This is a genomic window from Xanthomonas sp. WHRI 10204 (genome assembly GCF_040202875.1).
Taxonomy (GTDB): Bacteria; Pseudomonadota; Gammaproteobacteria; order Xanthomonadales; family Xanthomonadaceae; genus Xanthomonas.
Window position 1 is genome coordinate 976,034 of the sequence record NZ_JBEGDW010000002.1, and the last position, 18,200, is coordinate 994,233.

Below are 18,200 nucleotides of genomic sequence, written 5' to 3' on the forward strand. Positions count from 1 at the left end.
CGCACGTTGCATGCGCTGCACCGCAACGCGCCTGTAGCAACACCGCACACCAACTCGTCTTGATGACCGACTCCATGGGCCACGCCAAACAACTGCACGACGTCACACCTTCCGAAGACATCGCCACCGATCCCTTGCGTGATCCGGCGTTGTACATCAATCGGGAACTGTCGCAACTGGACTTCAATTTCCGGGTGCTGGCGCAGGCGCTGGACGAACAGGTGCCGCTGCTGGAACGGCTGCGGTTCCTGTGCATTTCGTGCACCAACCTGGACGAGTTCTTCGAGATCCGCGCCGCCACCGTGCGGCATGCGCAGGAGTTCGGCCTGCCGCCGGCGCCGGACGGATTGAGCCCCACGGCCATCCTCAATGCTGTGCACGACCGCGCGGCCAAACTGGTGGAACAGCAGTACCACGCATGGAACGACGTGCTGCGCCCGGCGATGGAAGAGGCCGGCGTTGCCGTGCTCGGCCGCGCGACGTGGACCTCGCGCCAGAAGCGCTGGTTGCGTGCCTACTTCCGCAACGAAATCATGCCGGTGCTGTCGCCGTTGGGGCTGGACCCGGCGCATCCGTTCCCGAAGATTCTCAACAAGACCTTGAACATCGTGGTGGTGCTGGAAGGCCAGGACGCGTTCGGGCGCGCCGGCCATCTGGCCATCGTGCGTGCGCCGCGCTCGTTGCCGCGCATCATCCAGTTGCCGGCCAGCCTGTCGCCGGAGGGTGCGCAGAGCTTTGTGTTCCTGTCCTCGGTGTTGTCGGAGTTCGTGGACGAATTGTTCCCGGGCATGCAGGTCAAGGGCTCCTACCAGTTCCGTGTCACCCGCAATTCCGAACTGGTGGTGGACGAAGAAGAAGTCGAAAACCTGGCGCTTGCACTGCGCGACGAGCTGGTCACGCGCGGCTACCGGCCGGCGGTGCGGCTGGAGATTGCGCACGATTGCCCGGCGCCGATCATGCGCACCTTGCTGCAGAACTTCGGTTTGAACGAGAACGCGGTGTATCGCATCGTCGGGCCGGTCAATCTGAGCCGCGTCACCCAGGTCTACGACCTGGTGCAGCGCCCGGAGCTCAAGTACCCCTCGTTCAACCCGCGCACTTTGCGCGACAGCGAGGGCATCTTCCAGATTGTCAGCAAGGGCGATGTGCTGCTGCATCATCCCTTCGATGCGTTCACCGCGGTGCTGGATGTGATTCGCCAGGCCGCCGTCGACCCGAACGTGCTGGCGATCAAGCAGACGCTGTATCGCACCGGCAAGGATTCGCTGATTGTCGATGCGCTGATTCTGGCCGCGCGCAACGGCAAGGACGTCACCGTGGTGGTGGAGCTGCGTGCGCGCTTCGACGAAGAGGCCAACCTGGGCCTGGCCGACAAGTTGCAGGAAGCCGGCGTGCAGGTGGTCTACGGGGTGGTCGGTTTCAAGACCCACGCCAAGATGCTGCTGATCGTGCGGCGCGAGGGGCGCAAGCTCAAACGCTATGTGCATCTGGGCACCGGCAATTACCACAGCGGTACCGCGCGGCTGTATACCGACATCAGCCTGATCACCGCCGATGCGGAGATCGGCAACGACGTGCACATGCTGTTTCAGCAGTTGTCCGGGCTTGCCCCGCGCATGAAGCTGGAACAATTGCTGCAATCGCCATTTACCTTGCATGCCGGTGTGCTGAAGCGGATCGAACGCGAGACCCGCCTGGCGCGTAACGGCCGCCCCGGCCGCATCATCGCCAAGATGAATGCCCTCAACGAACCGCAGGTGGTGCGTGCGTTGTATTCCGCCTCGCAAGCCGGGGTGCAGATCGATCTGATCGTGCGTGGCGCCTGCACGCTGCGGCCGGGAGTGCCCGGTGTGTCGGACAACATCCGCGTGCGTTCGATCGTGGGGCGGTTCCTGGAACACAGCCGTGTCTATTGGTTCGGCAACGACGGGGCGGCCGAGTTGTACTGTGCCAGCGCCGATTGGCTGGAACGCAACCTGTTGCGCCGCGTGGAAACCTGCTTCCCGATCCTGGACCCGGATCTGGCCAAGCGCGTCTATCGCGAAGTGCTGCAGAACTACCTGGACGACAACGTCAGTGCCTGGGAACTGGATGCCGAAGGCGTGTACCACAAGCGCACCCCCGGCCCTGGCGAACCGGCACATTCGGCGCAGATGACCTTGCTCGATCGGATCTGAGAACGCCGCGGCCGTGGCCTCTCACGTGGCCGACCGCCCATCGGCTACCATGCGGCCATGCCAACGCCCTCCCCCACGATTCCGCCCCTGCGCGACGGCGATTTTCTTGCCGCCATCGACTTAGGGTCCAACAGTTTCCACATGGTCATTGCGCGCTACCTGATGGGTCAGCTGCGCGTCGTCGACCGCCTGCGCGAAACCGTGCGCATGGCCGACGGCCTGGATGGCAAGGGTGGCCTGTCCAACGAAGCGCGGCAACGTGCGCTCGAATGTCTGGCGCGCTTCGGTCAACGCATCCGTGAAGTGCCCTCGCTGCGCGTGCGCGCGCTGGCGACCAACACAGTACGTCAGCTGCGTTCGCCGCAAGCGTTTTTGATGCCGGCGGAAACGGCGCTCGGGCACGCGATCGAAGTGGTCAGCGGGCGTGAGGAAGCGCGCCTGATCTACCTGGGCGTTGCCCATGCGCAACCGCCCAAACCCGATCAACGCCGGCTGGTGATCGACATCGGCGGTGGCTCGACCGAATTCATCATCGGCCGCGGATTTCAGACGCTGGAACGCGAGAGTCTGCAGGCCGGCTGCATCGCCAGCACGCGGCGGTTTTTCCCGGGCGGCAAGCTGTCGAAGAAAAAATGGAAAGATGCGCTGACCGAGATTGGCGCCGAATTCCAGCAATTTGCTGGCCAGTACAAGGCGCTGGGCTGGCATGAGGCGATCGGCTCGTCCGGCACCCACAAGGCGATCGGCGACATGTGCGCGGCGATGAAGCTCACCAAGGGTGCGATCACCGCGCAGGCGCTGCCGGCGCTGCGCGATGAGCTGCTCAAGGCCAAGCGCATCGAAGATATCCAGTTGCCCGGCCTGGCGGCCGAACGCCGGCCGATCATCGCCGGTGGAATTCTGGTGCTCGAAGCGGCCTTCCAGGCCCTGGGCCTGGAGAAGCTGATGGTCAGCAAGGCGGCGATGCGCGAAGGCATCCTGTACGACATGCTCGGCCGCGGCGGCGAAAACGACCCACGCGATAGCTCGGTGGCCTCGCTGGTGCAGCGCTACGGCATCGATGAGGTACAGGCGCAACGTGTGGAAGCCACGGCCTGCCGCCTGTTCGATCAGGTGTGCGAATCCTGGCAGCTGGATGGCGACGACGCGCAGGTGCTGCGGCGTGCCGCACGCCTGCACGAGCTGGGCCTGATCATCGCGCACAGCCAGTACCACGTGCATGGCAGCTACATCCTGGAACATTCGGATATCGCCGGTTTTTCGCGGCAGGAACAACAGGTCGTCGCCTCGCTGGTGCGCACGCATCGACGCAACGTGCCCAAGACCGCCTTCGACGCGCTTCCCGACCGGCTGCTGCTGCCCACCCGCCGCAAGGCTGCGCTGCTGCGGCTGGCAGTGCTGCTGCACCGTGCGCACGAATCGGACCCGATTCCGACACTGGAACTCACCGCCGACGACACGCGGCTGTCGTTGATCCTGTCGCAAAGCTGGATCGACTCGCGCCCGCTGCTGCGCGCTGATCTGATCGGCGAAGTCGAAAGCATGGCCGGCCTGGGCATCGCGTTCAAACCGTTTGTAACCTGAGGCCTGCGGCCTCAGGCGGGAATCGGGAATGGGGATTCGGGAATCGGGATTAGTCGATCACGCGGCTATGAAAAATTTCTGACTGGCGGCGATTATGCCGAACGAATGCAGCACGCTGCCTTTGCGATTCCCGATTCCCGATTCTCTATTCCCCATTCCCGGCTCCACTGTCACTGCCGCGTCTTGTCGGCGCAACATCAATGCCATCGCCCTGCCGGAAGCTAGCGAAAACGGGAGAGCGGCATGCGCTACGCGATCGTTACCGAAACCTATCCCCCCGAGGTCAACGGTGTTGCGCTGACCGTCCACGGCCTGGAAACCGGCCTGCGCGCACGCGGACATCAGGTGGACGTGGTGCGTCCACGTCAGAGCAGCGACACCGGCACATCCGATGCGTTGCTGGTACGTGGCGCTGCACTGCCGCGCTACCCGGGGCTGAAATTCGGGCTGCCAGCGACCCAGCGACTGATCCGTCATTGGCGAACGACGCAACCGGATGCGATCTACGTGGCCACGGAAGGCCCGCTGGGCTGGTCGGCAATGCGGGCGGCACGCCGGCTGGGCATTCCGGTCGCATCCGGCTTCCACACGCGCTTTGACGAATACCTGCCGAACTACGGTGCCGCCTGGCTGCAAGGCACCGCGCTACGCTGGATGCGGCGCTTTCATAACCAGGCCGACGCCACGCTGGTGCCGACGCGCGAGCTGCAACAGTTGCTGCGCGACGACGGCTTCGAACGTGTGCAGTTGCTGGCACGCGCGGTGGACAGCCAGCAGTTCGATCCGGGCCGTCGTGATCATGCCTTGCGCGCAGAATGGGGCATCGAAGGCGAAGGCTTTGCGGCGATCTATGTGGGACGGATCGCCAACGAAAAGAATCTGCCCTTGGCGGTGCAGGCATTTCGCAAGTTGCAGCAGGTCCGCCCGAAAGCGCGCTTTGTGTGGGTCGGCGATGGCCCGGCGCGCGCAAAGATCGCGCACGAGAATCCGGACTTCATCTTCTGCGGTGTGCAGCGCGGCGATGCCTTGGCGCGCCATTTTGCCAGCGGCGATCTGTTCCTGTTCGCCAGCCGCAGCGAGACTTTCGGCAACGTGACCCTGGAGGCGATGGCCAGCGGTGTGGCGACGGTCGCCTTCGACTACGGCGCCGCCCGCGAATATCTGCGCAATGGTCAGACCGGCGCGGCGGTAGACACCGATGCGGCCTTTATCCAGGCCGCAGTCGCGCTCACCCAAGACGACGCGCTGCGCCAACGCCTCGGTGCGGCGGCGGCGCAGGCGATGAAAAGGCTGCATCCGGACAATGTGGTGTCCGACTTCGATGGCTTGTTGTTGGGCATCACTGCGGCACGGGGGCGTTATGTCGTCAACGCGGCTTGAGGTCTTGCGCGGCCACGAAGCGCGCTGGTGCCGGCGCGCAAATCACTGGTGCCGGCGCCACCCGGTACGCCGCGCATTCGCCACCGTCAGCCGGCTGGGCGATGGCGTGTTCTGGTACAGCCTGATGGGCATTCTGGTGCTGCTCGACGGCATGGACGGCGTGCGCGCATCGGCGCACATGGCCGCTACCGGCGTGCTCGCATTGACCCTGTACAAGGCACTCAAACGCTGGACCCGCCGCCCGCGCCCGTATGCGGCCGACGTGCGTATCCGCGCCTGGGTGGCACCGCTGGACGAGTTCAGTTTTCCGTCCGGCCACACCTTGCATGCGGTGTCCTTCAGCATCGTGGCGCTGGCCTATTACCCATGGCTCGCACCGTTGCTGGTGCCATTTTCGGCATGCGTGGCGCTGTCGCGCGTAGTGCTCGGGTTGCATTACCCCAGCGACGTACTGGCCGCCACGGCGATCGGGGTGGGACTGGCGAGCCTGTCGTTGTGGGGGCTGCCGGCGCTGATTGGCTAGCGCGGTGTTGCGACACTGCGCTGCAGGTCCTCGCATGTGCCCTCGCTTCATGCCCTCATCGTTTTCCGCAGGAGAGCGGACTCTGCCCGAGTTGCCTGCGCAGGCATGCCCCGCTGCAACGCGCTAATCGCCCGCTCACGCAATCGCAGTTCCCGCGCCTCGCCATCCGGCGGTCGCGCCGTACAATGGCGCGATGACGACACTGTTCATTTCCGACCTGCATCTGGATCCGGCCCGGCCGGCGATCACCGCGCTGTTTCTGGATTTCCTGCGGACGCAGGTGCCCGGTAGCGATGCGCTCTACATCCTTGGCGATCTGTTCGAAGCCTGGATCGGTGATGACACGCCGTCCACCGCGGCAGACGAGGTGGCGGTGGCACTGCACGCAGTGGCCGATTCCGGCGTACCGGTCTTCTTCATGCCGGGCAACCGCGATTTCCTGGTGGGCGATGCCTACGCACAGCGCGCGGGCTTCCGCATCCTGCCCGACCCCACCGTGATCGATCTCTACGGCCATACGACGCTGCTGATGCACGGCGACCTGCTGTGCACCGACGACACCGCCTACCAGGCATTCCGCACGCAGACGCGCGACCCGGCGTTCCAGGCGCAGTTTCTGGCGCAGCCGCTGGCAGCGCGCGTGGCGTTCGCGCAGCAGGCGCGTGCGGCCAGCCAGGCCCGCTACGCCGAACTCAAGCAGGGCGACCAGGCGGAGCTCGAAACCGTCACCGACGTGTCGCCGGCCGAGGTGGAAGCGACCTTCGTGCGGTACGGGCTGGATCGCATGATCCACGGCCATACCCATCGCCCTGCAATCCACACCCTGCAAGCCGGTGGTAACACCTGCACGCGCATCGTGCTGGGCGACTGGTACGAGCAAGGTTCGGTGCTGCGTGTGGATGCCGATGGCGTTGCGTTGGAGCAGTTGTCGCTGTAGATCCGGCACTCGCAGCTGCAGCTGCAGCTGCCCCTGCATGCGGGGATCGCGCCGCGGTGAGTCCTGACGCCGCCGGTTTTGCGCGCCGCCGCTGTTATCCGCATCGCAGGCCTCCGCATCGCAGGCCAATCGTGCCTCATGCTTCGCAAGCACGACGGCGTGCGACTGGATACCGGCAAGGACGTTCGGTAAGGCCAGCCAATGAAGAGCGCGCTCAAAACGACGCAGCGCGCGCGTTCCGCATTTCAATCCGAGTGTCGCAGCGAGTCCACGCGGCATCGGACACATCGCTGAATCGCGCTGTTGAAGGGCCGCACTTGGCGACGCTCATCGACAACGGACGCCGCTAGCAATAGCGCACTTTGGTGCGGAAACCCTCAATTCTCAGCGCTTGGTGGCAACCCAATGCGGGCGCGTACTCCTGCGTGGCCAAACCACTTCAACGCGTCACTGCGTGCTGCGCGCACGCTCGGCGTAGTCGACGAAATCCGCATTGACCACGTCGTACCAGAACAGTGTGCCGTCGGCCTGGACGCGGAAGCGGTCACGCACCGGACTGGTCTGCGGGTCGCCTGGGCAGCCGTCGCCGTGGCGTTCGTGCACGGCAAATTCAAACACGTCCGGCGATGGCGGATCGTCTTGTTCAGCCATGATGCTGATGCAGTTGTCCGGGTACACCTTGTCGCTCTGCAAGCGCGTTTCGAGTACCTGCAACGCACGCGCTTCGGCAGCGTTTTCGGTGGTCGGCGCTGGCGCCGCAACTGCGGGCTTGGGTGGAGTGGCGGCGGGCTCGGCAGGTTGCTGTTTGCATCCGGCAACTGCCAGCGTGGCCAGGCACAGCAGCGCATAACGCGAGGACATGGACATGAGTGCTCCGCTGACGGGACGTGGCCGGCAGGCGCCGACGGTGCGTCTAGTCTGCGCGATCACCGCGCTCGGGTGTAGCGCAATAGCCCGACACCTGTCGGTGCCGGGCCATCGCAATCACACAAGAAATCGGCGAAAGCCGCAAAGATCAGCGGAAGCCGGCGATCGTGGCCTTGGTGTTGACCAGCACGCGCTGATTGTCGGCGGTGCTGGCATTGCCCATGGGCACGCCGTTGTAGCTGATGTTGGGATTGGACCAGTAGTTCAGCCGCGGGCAGCCGCTGGTGCAGTCGTAGGCCATGATGGTGCGCCAGCTGTTGCCGTAGCGATAGCCGTGACCGTAGGCGTATGGCGAGGTGCTTGGGTCGTTGGTGGAATCGTGGCGGGCGCTCTGCAGATGGCCGATTTCATGCGCAAAGCTGTAGTAGCCAGTGGCGCAATCCCAGTACACCGATGCGAAGGCGCTGGCGGCCGTGGAGCCGATGCCCGAGGCCAAGCCGCAGTAGCTGCTGTTGTCCAGCACGATCACGCCCACATCGGCCGTGTAGGTGTTGCGGCTGGTGTGGATGCTGTCCATGTAACCGTCATTGGTGACGCGGAAGCGCTGCAGGTCGGTGGTGAAGTTGCCGGTTTCGGTGTAGCTGGTGGTCTCGTAGCGGGCCAGCTGCAAGGTGATGCCGACATTGCTGTTGATGTAGCCCTGGTTGGCTTCGGCCACCGCCAGTTGCACCAGCGACTGCATGTTGCCGCCGTACGCCGTCACTGCCTTGTTGGTGGCCACGACCAGCACGCGGATGGTGGCCGGGCTGCCGGATGAGGCGGCCGCCGCGGTCACGCGCCCATCGCCAGGCATGTCGAACTTTGGCAGCAGGCTGTATTCGGCCGGATGCTCCTGCGGCATGCGCTGCTCGTCGACCTGCACCAGCACATGGCGGCCATCGGCCAGCGGACGCAGGCGATACAGCTTGCCGGCGTAGCGAATGGTGCCGGTGACGGTGTCGCCGCTACGCACCAGGATGGCCGAGTTCAGCGGATCCACGCCCGACAAGGTGCGTGCACGGGTGCCGGCACGCGGGCCGAGGTTGCCGTACCACACGCTATCGCCGCCTTCCAACGCATCCACCTTGGCCTGCGTGGCGGTGATGGTCTGGCCATCCAGCTGCAGTTCCAGCAGTTTTTCACCGGCAACCACTGCACCGGCGTCGAGCTGCACCACCTGTGCGTTGGTGGTGGACGGGGCGCTCAACAGGCGTTGCAACGAGGGTTCTGCGGTAGCGGTTGCCGCAGCGCCGCGGCTGAGTGCCGGGCCGGTCTGATACAGCGGCTTGCCGGCAGCGGCAGCCGATCCGGCCAGGCACATGGCGATCAGACCCACTGTGGTGCACATCGACTTCGACTTCATCGTCTCTCTCTCCTAAGACATGGAAGCAACGGGTGCGAAATACCGGGCCCCTGTCCCCGGGACGCCATTAGGGCGCGCCGGAATGTACCGAATGCAAGTTGTTGCAAAAGAAAATTACATTTCTGTGATGCTTGCCGATGACTGGATGCGATTCCGGCGCGCCTGCGCAACGACGTAGCGCACAGTTCCGGTCACCCGGGGTGGCGGTGATGTGCGTGCGTTGTGCCGCACCCCGGATGTCGCGGCGGCGAGGGTCAGCCGGTTCAGGCAGGTGCATCGACAGACTGGGAGCCGGTAACGCACCACTACGTGTCGATCAGCAGGGTGTCGGTGTTGTTCGGCTGGGTCTGCATCAGGTGGACATGCGGGATGCCGGTTCTGGGTGCGCCTTCTGCAGCCAGCTGCCACTTGTTCGCGGCGTTTTGTCAGCCGCTCTAACAGCGAGGGGTTCTCGGTTTCTTGGGAAGCTTGGGTGCTTTGACTGGGTCGGTTGCGGAGCGCTTGATCGGCGCTTTATCTGCGGGGTCCTTGCCCGCTCACCATCGCGGGACGCGCCGTGCATCCATCCATGGAGCTCTCCCGCTGTCTTGGGAAGCTTGGGTGATTTGACTGGGTCGGTTGCGGAGCGCTTGATCGGTGCTTTATCTGCAGGGCCCTTGCCCGCCCACCATCACGGGACGCGCCGTGCATCCATCCATGGAGCTCTCCCGCTGTCTTGGGAAGCTTGGGTGCTTTGACTGGGTCGGTTGCGGAGTGCTTGATCTGCGTTTTATCTGCAGGGCCCTTGCCCGCCCACCATCGCGGGACACGCCGTGAATCCGTCCCTGGAGGCTCTTATGCGGCATCCATGCCGCATAAGGTCCCGCGACGGTGAGCGGGCAAGGACCCATCGTGATGGTCGGTGTGTCTGGTTTTCAATCGCACAATCGGCCAGGGCTCTGACGCGATGTACTCATTGCCTGAGGGAAAAACGGCGGCGGCAGGAATGGATTCACTGCGTGCCTTCCGACTGGTGAAGGCACTACGGCATCGACCAGCGCAGCTTGCGAAGCTCCGACTACACCAAGCGCACGTACCGCGCCACTCTGCGGCCAGTGCCCGACCAGGCATGCGTGTGTTCCGCTCCACAACAGCACGATCAACCCGCTTACTCAGCCGGCCTGCTCCACCAGATCGGCCAGCTCGTCTTCGTCGAAACCGGCAAGCAGCCGCGCCTGCAGATTGAACGGGCCATGCAGGTAGCCGCCGGCGTACTCGCGCAGCAACGCCTTGAAGCGCGCCCGTGGTTCGATGCCGGCCTGCGCGCAATACCAGCGGTACCAGCGCGAGCCGGCCGCGACGTGCGCCACTTCCTCGCGCAGGATGGTCTCCAGCACCTCGGCCGTGGCGGCATCACCGAGCGAGCGCAATTTGACGATCATCGCCGGTGTCACGTCCAGGCCGCGCGCTTCCAGCACCCGCGGCACCAGCGCCATGCGCGCCAGACCGTCATGCGCGGTTTTCTCGCACATTTCCCACAGCCCGTTATGCGCGGCAAAGTCGCCGTAGTCGTGTCCATGCGCTTGCAGGCGCGCGCGCAGCAGCATGAAGTGGCGGGATTCGTCGTCGGCCACCGCCACCCAGTCGGCATAGAACTCATCGGGCAGGCCGCGGAAGCGATAGGCCGCATCCCAGGCCAGATCGATCGCATTGAGTTCGATATGCGCAATCGCATGGATGAAGGCCGCGCGCCCTTCCACTGTCCCCAGTCCACGCCGCGGCAACTCGCGCGGATGCACCAGTGCCGGTGTGGCCGGCCGGCCCGGCATGCGGATCGGCGCAGGCGCTGGCGCGGCCGCATTCAACCGCAGCTCGCCATCACGAAACGCGGCCGCGTACTGTTGCGTCAACGCGACTTTTTGCAGCGGATCGGCAGCATCCAGGCAGGCGCGCGCGGCGTCGAACAGATCGGTGATCACGGCGCCTGCCGCACCTGTTGCTGACCCAGTGCCGCGAGCGATGCGGCACGTACCCGCTCGCAGGCGTTTGCCTTGATCCGCAACTCGCAGGCCGTGCGTTTGGCACACACCAGCGCGAATAGACGGGTGCGATCGGCCTGCGCAGGCGCTGGCACCGATGACGGCAGCGCGCCCGGGCCGCCCGCACCAATACCGATTCCTGCACCGAGCAAGCGCGCCTGGTCGCTGCGGCAGTCCACCGCGTACGTCCATTCCGCCAAATCCGCTGACGCAGCGGCGGCGGCCTCGCGCAGGCGCACGATAACAAGTGACTCGCCCACGCGCGTGGCGCCGGCTAGATCCAGCCGTTGCGCGCCGGCAGGCGTGGCGAATGCGGGGTCCAGCACGGCCTGTTGCTGCCAATCCAATTGCATGTCCAAGGTGGTGCTCAGCGCAACAGGCACCTGCCCGTTGCGCAAACGCGGGTCGTCCAGCGTGCGGATCGCCGCAGCGTCATCGGCGGCGCAGCCCGCCAGCAGCGCTGCCACCCCGGCAGCGACCACGGTCAGCTGGCCGCGGCGACGCAGCAGTTCAGGCGCGGCGACGCTTCTTGGCATCGTCCGAGCGCAGTTGCTGGATGCGTTCGAAATAGCCCGGCTCGATGCCGGTGATGTACTCGCCGTTGAAGCACGAGGAATCGAACTGCTTGATGTCCGGGTTGCCTTCGCGCACCGCCACTTCCAGATCTTCCAGGTCCTGGTAGATCAGCCAGTCGCAGCCGAGAAATTCCTGGATTTCCAGCTCGCTGCGGCCATGCGCGATGAGTTCTTCGGCGGCCGGCATGTCGATGCCGTAGATGTTGGGATAGCGCACCGGCGGCGCGGCCGAGGCCAGATACACCTTGCGCGCACCAGCATCGCGCGCCATCTGCACGATCTGCCGGCTGGTGGTGCCGCGCACGATGGAATCGTCCACCAGCAGCACCACGCGGTTGCGGAATTCCAGGTGGATCGGGTTGAGCTTGCGACGCACCGATTTCTGCCGCTCGCCCTGCCCCGGCATGATGAAGGTGCGGCCCACGTAGCGATTCTTGACGAAGCCTTCGCGGTACTTCACGCCGAGCACGTTGGACATTTCCAGCGCCACATCGCGCGAGGTGTCCGGGATCGGAATGATGGTGTCGATGTCGTGATCCGGGCGCAGGCGCAGGATCTTTTCGCCCAGCTTCAAGCCCATGCGCATGCGCGCCTTGTGCACCGAGATGTTGTCGATCATCGAATCGGGACGCGCGAAGTACACGTACTCGAAGATGCACGGCGCATTGATGGTCGGGGCTGCGCAGACTTCCGAGAACAGCTCGCCGCGCGCGGTGATCACCATCGCCTCGCCGGGACGCACGTCGCGCACGCGCTGGTAGCCAAGAATGTCCAGCGCCGCCGATTCGGAGGACACGATGTATTCGGTACCTTCGGCGTGCTCGCGCTTGCCCAGCACCAGCGGACGGATGCCGTGCGGGTCGCGGAACGCCACCAGACCCAGACCCAGCACCACGCTCACCACCGCGTAGCCACCCTTGCAACGACGGTGCACGCCGGCCACCGCGCGGATCGCCGCCTCGGGGGTCAGCATGCGCTGTGCGTCCAGCTCGTAGGCAAACACGTTCAGCAGCACTTCGCTGTCCGAATCGGTGTTGATGTTGCGGCGGTCGGCTTCGAACACCTGCTGGCGCAAGGCCTCGGTGTTAATCAGGTTGCCGTTGTGCGCCAGCGCGATGCCGTAGGGCGAATTGACGTAGAACGGCTGCGCCTCGTCCATGCCTTCCGAGCCTGCGGTCGGGTAGCGGCAATGCGCGATGCCGACGCGGCCTTCCAGCACCGCCATCTTCTTTTCGTCAAAGACATCGCGCACCAGGCCATTGGCTTTTTGCACGCGCAAGCGCGTGCCGTCGGCGGTGGCGATGCCTGCGGCGTCCTGCCCACGATGCTGCAGGACGGTCAGACCGTCATAAAGTTGCCCGGCGACGTTTTGGTTGCCGACAATACCGACGATGCCACACATGGTGCGCGTTCTCCGCTGCGGCTTGCGCCGTTACTGTGAAGGTGGCCGTGCCTGGCCTTGGGATTCGACCCGAGCCGGGTCGCTTTCTCCGCCGCGAACCTGCGCCGGATCGATATTGGCCGGCATCGCCTGCGCCGGATCGCGTCCGTCGCTGGCGGCATTGCCGGGTTTGCCAGGTTTACCGAGCGCCCGCGACACGGTGTCGCTCAAGCCAGACCCGGACAGCATTTTGCCCAGGTCGGTATTATCGCCTGTCGAGGGCAACTTCCCCAACTCCGTGGGCAAGTTGCCGAGTTCCATGGATGGCATGTCCATCGACGGCATGCGCCAGGCCGGCAGTTGCGCTCGCATCCAGCCGGCGCCGGGCTGCAGCATCGGCAACAGCACCGATTGCCGCCACGCCGGCTCACGCGGCAACGGCGTAAACCCCATCAGCAGCACCAACACGCTGGCCAGAAACCCGCCACGCACCACGCCCAGACCGAACCCGAGCATGCGGTCGGTGCCGCCGAGTTTGACCGCATCCACGCCGGCGCGAATGACCATGCCGATCACCGCCACGCTGATCAGCACACCGACAAACACCATGGCGTAGCCACCAAACGACTCAGTGGCCGACGGATGCTTGCCATCGGCCAGCCAACGCGCCGCCGCGCCGCCAAACAGAAATGTGGCCCAGCCCGCCAGCAACCACGACAAGGTACCAACCACGATCGCGACAAAGCCGCGCAGCAAGCCCAACAGGGCCGACACCAGAATGATGACGCCCAGCACCATGTCGATCATTGGCGACTTCTCCGCGCGGCGCATGCGCCGGTCCAACGTGGCTTGCTGATCATTGCCTTCCCCTCCGTGGGCGTGAGGCTGTCGAAATTGCGGGTATGGCCGAAAGATGCCAGCGCTGATCATCCGCCACTGCGGTGCCTACAACACGTGGACGGACGCGTGGCTCACACCGATTCGCACCGCTGTCGCGCTCGCCTGGCGGCGGCGCGACGCGTTGCGCTCATCTCAAGGATGCGGACGCACCATGCCGGAAATGCCGACCTTGGCCGCGACCTGCGCACGCAACTGCTCGGCATCGCCACGGTTGGCGACCGGGCCGACGCGCACGCGGTTGAGCGCGCCCTTGTCGGTACGGACCTGTTCGACAAAGGCGCTGAAGCCGGCAGCGCGCACGCGGTCGCGCAGGGCATTGGCGTCTTCGGCGCGGCCGAACGCGCCCAGCTGCACGGCAAACCCGACGCCGCTCGCGGCAGGGGCCGCCGGCGCGGTGGGTGCGGCGGCAACGGGCTTCGGAGCCTCGGGCTTAGTCGGTTCTACCTTGGCAACTTCCGGCTTGGCCGGCGCCGGTTTGGGCGCTTCGGCCGGCTTGGGAGCGGCAGCGACCGGCTTGGCCGGTTCCGGCGGCAGGCTTTCGGTCTTGGGCGCGGCAGGCGCGCTGGCAGCGGCCACGCTGCTGCTCGGTTTTGCAGCCGGCGCGGGTGTCGGCGTCGCAACCGGCGCCGGTGCGGCGGCATTGGCGTCCAACGTCACCACCTGCGCATTGACGTCGCCGCGCACCTTGACTGCCTGCAGCCTGGCCGATTCGGCCTGGGCCTGATCGGCATACGGCCCCACGCGCACGCGCCAGGCAGGGCGGCCATTGATCTGGGTCTTCTCGCTGAAGCCGGGTAATTGCGCCTGTTTGAGCCGCGCGATCACCGCATCGGCGTCGGCGCTGGTGGCATATGCACCAAAATTCACTGCGTAGTTGCCGGCCGCCACGTCCGGAGCAGACGGCGCGCTGCTGGGGTTCGCCAGGTCGGCTGCGTCCGGATTGTCCTGCACCGCCGCCGGAGCGCTGGGGGCACCCGCCATGCCCAGTGCACCACCCGCCGGCGCATTGCCAGGGGTGACCAGCGGCAATTCGCGGGTTTCGAACTCGCCATTGCCGGGCGCGGCAGGCGCCTCCAGCGGCACATCGGCGACGCCGCTGGACGGCGCGGGGCCCTTGACCAGCATCGGCAGGAAGATCACGGCAAGCGCCACCAGAACGATGGCGCCAATCAGTCGCTGTTTCAGAGCAGTGTCCACAGTAAAGAGAGCTACAGGCGTGGCGGGGTGCCGCGGCGATTATAAGGCCGGCGCCACCTCGCCGACCCTAGTGGGCTGAACGAAGTGCGTTCAGCGCGTCGGCAACGGTATGAAACGAGCCAAACACCAGCACGCGGTCGCCCGGGTTGGCCATGGCGAGCACCGCTTGCACGGCGCCGGCGACGGTGTCATGGCATGGCGCCTGCGCAGCAACCGTGCCTTGCAGGCGCTGCTGCAGAGCCTGTGCAGACTGACCACGCGCACCTTCCAAGCCGGCCAATGCCCAATGATCGATCTGCGCGGCCACCGCCTCCACCACCGCCGAGACGTCCTTATCTGCCAGCGCCGCGTAGATCGCATGCGTGCTGCCGGCAATTGGCTGCGCGCCGAGCGCCTGCGCCAGCGCGCGCGCGGCCTGCGGGTTATGCCCAACATCCAGCAACACTTCCACACCGGCGACGTCGCTGCGCTGCAGGCGCCCCGCCACCTGGGCATCGGCGATGCCCAGCGCCCATGCCGTTTGCGGCAGCTCCACCGGCAAGGCCTGCAGTGCAGCGATGGCCGCGGCAGCGTTGGCTAGTTGCACGGGGGCCTGCAATGCCGGCATCGGCAGCTCCAGGCGCACCGCCACATCGCGCCAGCACCAATGCTGGGCGTCGATCGGCTCGAAGAAATAATCGCTGCCGGCGCGGATCGCGTTGGCACCAAGTTGGTAGGCGCGGCGCAGCACGCTGGAGGGCGGGTCGATCTCGCCCAGCACCACCGGCTTCCACGCGCGGATGATGCCCGCCTTCTCGGCGCCGATCGCCTCGCGGTCCTCGCCTAGCCAGTCGGTGTGGTCGATATCCACGGTGGTGATTACCGCCACATCCGAATCGATGAGGTTGACCGCATCCAGGCGCCCACCCAGGCCGATTTCCAGCACCGCCAGGTCAAGTTCGGACCGCTGAAACAACCACAGCGCCGCCAGCGTGCCGTACTCGAAATAGGTCAGCGGCGTCGTGCCACGTGCCGCCTCCACTGCCGCAAGTGCGGCGACCAGCGCGGCATCGCTCGCATCGACACCATCGATGCGCACACGCTCGTTGTAACGCAGCAGATGCGGCGACGTGTACGCCCCCACCTTCCACCCAGCGGCGCGGCCGATCGCCTCGACAAAAGTCACCGTCGAGCCCTTGCCGTTGGTGCCGCCCACAACGATGACATGCTTGGCCGGCGCCTCGATCTGCAGCCGCGCAGCCACCTCGCGCACGCGCTCCAGCCCCATCGCAATGCTGCTGGGGTGTTGCTGCTCGATGTAGGCGAGCCAGTCGGTGAGTGTGGTGGGAGTGGTCACGGGGTTACCTGGAGTTTTGCAACCGCCATTATCGCGCTTTCACCATGCATCAAGAAAATCGGCTTACTGTCCGATGCTCTGCGTAGCGTAGCTGAACTGATTTGACGGAGCTGGCATGCGGCGTGCACGGGCGTGACGAGAAAGCAAGCTTCCTTGCTGCTTATTGTGGTCCGTAGATTTTGCTGACACGTAAGCCTAAGAGTGAGCGCTGGCCGTTCAATGTCACCGCAATCTGCTGATCAGGGTAGCGCTGGTAAGACGCTTCACTGATGCACAGATAGTCTGGAAATGCATGCTCCACTGGCCCACCTCGCAACTGATACTCGCATCCCGCACTCGACTGGTAATACGTCTGCATGACATAGGCTTCTTCAAACTCACTACCAAAAGTCAACGTCAATAGCCAAGGCAAGGTTTTTGCCAACAGCAACCAAAATAGAAATCCCATCATCACCGGCATCCCGAAGAACATGGCCACCTTGGTAACCCTCCCTTCGCCATCAAGCTCGAGCGGCAAACCGAGACGACGGTTACGCCTGCGAAGCAGCATAGTCAGCAGGATGCCGACCAATAAAGCCGGCCACTTCCAATAACGCCCCTGTAGAAATTCGGCCGGGATGAATTCAGTGAACAGGCTCAGCAAAATGAGCCCCATGATCACGAATATGGAAGCCACTTTCAGCAACGCAAATAGCTTTGGCTTCGGCATCACCAAAAACCCTTCGGAGGCATTATCAAATAACCCGAACAAAACAGAACAATGAAGAGCTGGACTCGGCTCAGCCAACATTCCACAGGCGATGCAAGCGGCAATACACCTGACCTAGACAAACCACGCATGCCTGGGCACCGAGAACGCCGCAACAAGCTTTCATGAGGGCAACGCTGTCGCTCCTAAAGCTACAACGCCCGATGCTTGGCTTCCCCAAAGAACGGGGTGTGGTGCGCGCAGTCGTTGAGGCGCACCACTTCCAGGTGATCGACGTCGTCGCCTTCTAGCAGGTTGAGCGTGGTCGGGGCCTGGCGGAAGCTCCACAGCTTGGACAGCGGCAGGCCCAGGATCTTGCACAGGATCACGCGGTTGACCGCGTCGTGCGCGACCACCAGCAAGGTGTCGTCGGCACCCAGGCCATCGGCCGCGCGCGTCAGTCCGCGCCAGCTGCGGTCCAGCACCTGACGCAGCGATTCGCCGCCCGGCATCAGCACGGTGTCCGGCTCTTCGCGCCAGGCGCGCAGGCGCGCGGGGTCCTTGTCGTTGATCTCGCTGGCCAGCAGGCCTTCCCACTCCCCATGGGCAATTTCCTGCAGGTCCGGATCGGTCTGCAGCAGGCTTTCGCGCGATGCGCCCAATGCAGCCTTGGCAGTGGCCTGCGCGCGTGACAGCGGCGAGGCGACCGCACGGGTGATCTGCAACGCCTGCAGCCGCTCACCCAACGCACGTGCCTGGCCTTCGCCAACCGGCGACAGCGGAATATCGATCTGGCCCTGGTAACGGCCTTCGGCGTTCCACGGCGTCTCGCCGTGACGAGCAAGCAGGATGCGCATGCGCTGAGAGTTCCTTGGGGGAGGGGCCGGCACGCCGCGGCGAAACCGGACCGCATCATAACCGCTCCCCGCCCCTTCCCTCTGCGCTTCAGCGCACGCCCTGTTGCCTGCTGACCGCGGCGCGGCCGTTACGCACCCCATCTGAGCCTCTAGATCCTCCAAGCTGAGGCTGTGCGCTCCCGATCCTCGGATCCTGGTGAACTTGTCGAGGCCGGCAGCGGTGCCGGCGCGTTCAACCTGGAGATCGGCCGCTGTGTGCCGGTGTCACGCGCGCGATGCAGCGAACAGCGCCGCCACGCTGGACCTGCACTCCTAGCGTGCAGTACGCGTCCCGATATGGCAGGGCGCTGTTCCGGGCCAATATCCGCCACCCAGTGG

15 protein-coding genes are annotated in these 18,200 nt (G+C 65.1%); 5 read left to right on the plus strand and 10 right to left on the minus strand.

The window, feature by feature from the left end:
* The first annotated feature begins 74 nt into the window (after positions 1 to 74).
* The 5 genes from ppk1 (at position 75) to lpxH (ending at position 6,601) form a co-directional block, all read left to right on the plus strand.
* Complete coding sequence (ppk1, locus tag ABQZ00_RS15050; RefSeq protein ID WP_055846336.1) at positions 75 to 2,177, plus strand: polyphosphate kinase 1; 2,103 nt, start codon at positions 75 to 77, stop codon at positions 2,175 to 2,177.
* 57 nt (positions 2,178 to 2,234) lie between these two features.
* Positions 2,235 to 3,761 carry an exopolyphosphatase gene (gene ppx / locus ABQZ00_RS15055; protein ID WP_115512381.1) on the plus strand — a complete coding sequence of 509 codons (1,527 nt, stop codon included), beginning with the start codon at positions 2,235 to 2,237 and terminating at the stop codon, positions 3,759 to 3,761.
* A gap of 243 nt (positions 3,762 to 4,004) precedes the next feature.
* Positions 4,005 to 5,141: a glycosyltransferase family 4 protein gene (locus ABQZ00_RS15060; protein WP_323538861.1), complete on the plus strand. Its 1,137-nt coding sequence runs from the start codon at positions 4,005 to 4,007 to the stop codon at positions 5,139 to 5,141.
* Complete coding sequence (locus tag ABQZ00_RS15065; RefSeq protein WP_055846003.1) at positions 5,122 to 5,664, plus strand: phosphatase PAP2 family protein; 543 nt, start codon at positions 5,122 to 5,124, stop codon at positions 5,662 to 5,664. Before ABQZ00_RS15060 ends, ABQZ00_RS15065 begins: the two co-directional genes overlap by 20 nt.
* A 193-nt stretch (positions 5,665 to 5,857) precedes the next feature.
* A complete protein-coding gene (gene lpxH, locus ABQZ00_RS15070; RefSeq protein WP_323538860.1) occupies positions 5,858 to 6,601 on the plus strand; it encodes a UDP-2,3-diacylglucosamine diphosphatase in 744 nt (247 codons plus the stop codon).
* Positions 6,602 to 7,048: 447 nt separating this feature from the next.
* On the opposite strand, the gene ABQZ00_RS15075 is transcribed toward lpxH, so the two are convergent.
* From ABQZ00_RS15075 to ABQZ00_RS15120, 10 genes are all read right to left on the minus strand, one after another.
* A complete protein-coding gene (locus tag ABQZ00_RS15075) occupies positions 7,049 to 7,468 on the minus strand; it encodes a hypothetical protein (RefSeq protein ID WP_323538859.1) in 420 nt (139 codons plus the stop codon).
* A gap of 148 nt (positions 7,469 to 7,616) precedes the next feature.
* The gene (locus ABQZ00_RS15080; RefSeq protein WP_055846011.1) at positions 7,617 to 8,870 is read right to left on the minus strand and encodes a zinc-dependent metalloprotease; all 1,254 of its coding nucleotides are present in this window, start codon (positions 8,868 to 8,870) and stop codon (positions 7,617 to 7,619) included.
* A gap of 1,151 nt (positions 8,871 to 10,021) precedes the next feature.
* Positions 10,022 to 10,828 carry a ferritin-like domain-containing protein gene (locus tag ABQZ00_RS15085; protein ID WP_323538858.1) on the minus strand — a complete coding sequence of 269 codons (807 nt, stop codon included), beginning with the start codon at positions 10,826 to 10,828 and terminating at the stop codon, positions 10,022 to 10,024.
* Positions 10,825 to 11,424, minus strand: coding sequence for a hypothetical protein (locus ABQZ00_RS15090; protein WP_323538857.1), 600 nt, complete (start codon positions 11,422 to 11,424; stop codon positions 10,825 to 10,827). The genes ABQZ00_RS15085 and ABQZ00_RS15090 overlap by 4 nt, the downstream gene beginning before the upstream one ends.
* Positions 11,399 to 12,865 (minus strand): amidophosphoribosyltransferase, encoded by a 1,467-nt coding sequence (gene purF, locus ABQZ00_RS15095; protein WP_055846019.1) that lies wholly within the window; start codon positions 12,863 to 12,865, stop codon positions 11,399 to 11,401. The genes ABQZ00_RS15090 and purF overlap by 26 nt, the downstream gene beginning before the upstream one ends.
* Positions 12,866 to 12,895: 30 nt before the next feature.
* Positions 12,896 to 13,651, minus strand: coding sequence for a CvpA family protein (locus ABQZ00_RS15100; protein WP_055846024.1), 756 nt, complete (start codon positions 13,649 to 13,651; stop codon positions 12,896 to 12,898).
* Positions 13,652 to 13,876: 225 nt separating this feature from the next.
* A complete protein-coding gene (locus tag ABQZ00_RS15105) occupies positions 13,877 to 14,941 on the minus strand; it encodes an SPOR domain-containing protein (protein WP_323538856.1) in 1,065 nt (354 codons plus the stop codon).
* A gap of 67 nt (positions 14,942 to 15,008) precedes the next feature.
* Positions 15,009 to 16,277 (minus strand): bifunctional tetrahydrofolate synthase/dihydrofolate synthase, encoded by a 1,269-nt coding sequence (gene folC / locus ABQZ00_RS15110; protein WP_323538855.1) that lies wholly within the window; start codon positions 16,275 to 16,277, stop codon positions 15,009 to 15,011.
* A gap of 160 nt (positions 16,278 to 16,437) precedes the next feature.
* On the minus strand, positions 16,438 to 16,986 hold the full coding sequence (locus ABQZ00_RS15115; RefSeq protein ID WP_323538875.1) for a hypothetical protein: 549 nt from the start codon (positions 16,984 to 16,986) through the stop codon (positions 16,438 to 16,440).
* A gap of 191 nt (positions 16,987 to 17,177) precedes the next feature.
* Positions 17,178 to 17,822, minus strand: a complete 645-nt coding sequence (locus tag ABQZ00_RS15120) for a histidine phosphatase family protein (RefSeq protein ID WP_055846033.1) — start codon at positions 17,820 to 17,822, stop codon at positions 17,178 to 17,180.
* Positions 17,823 to 18,200 lie beyond the last annotated feature (378 nt).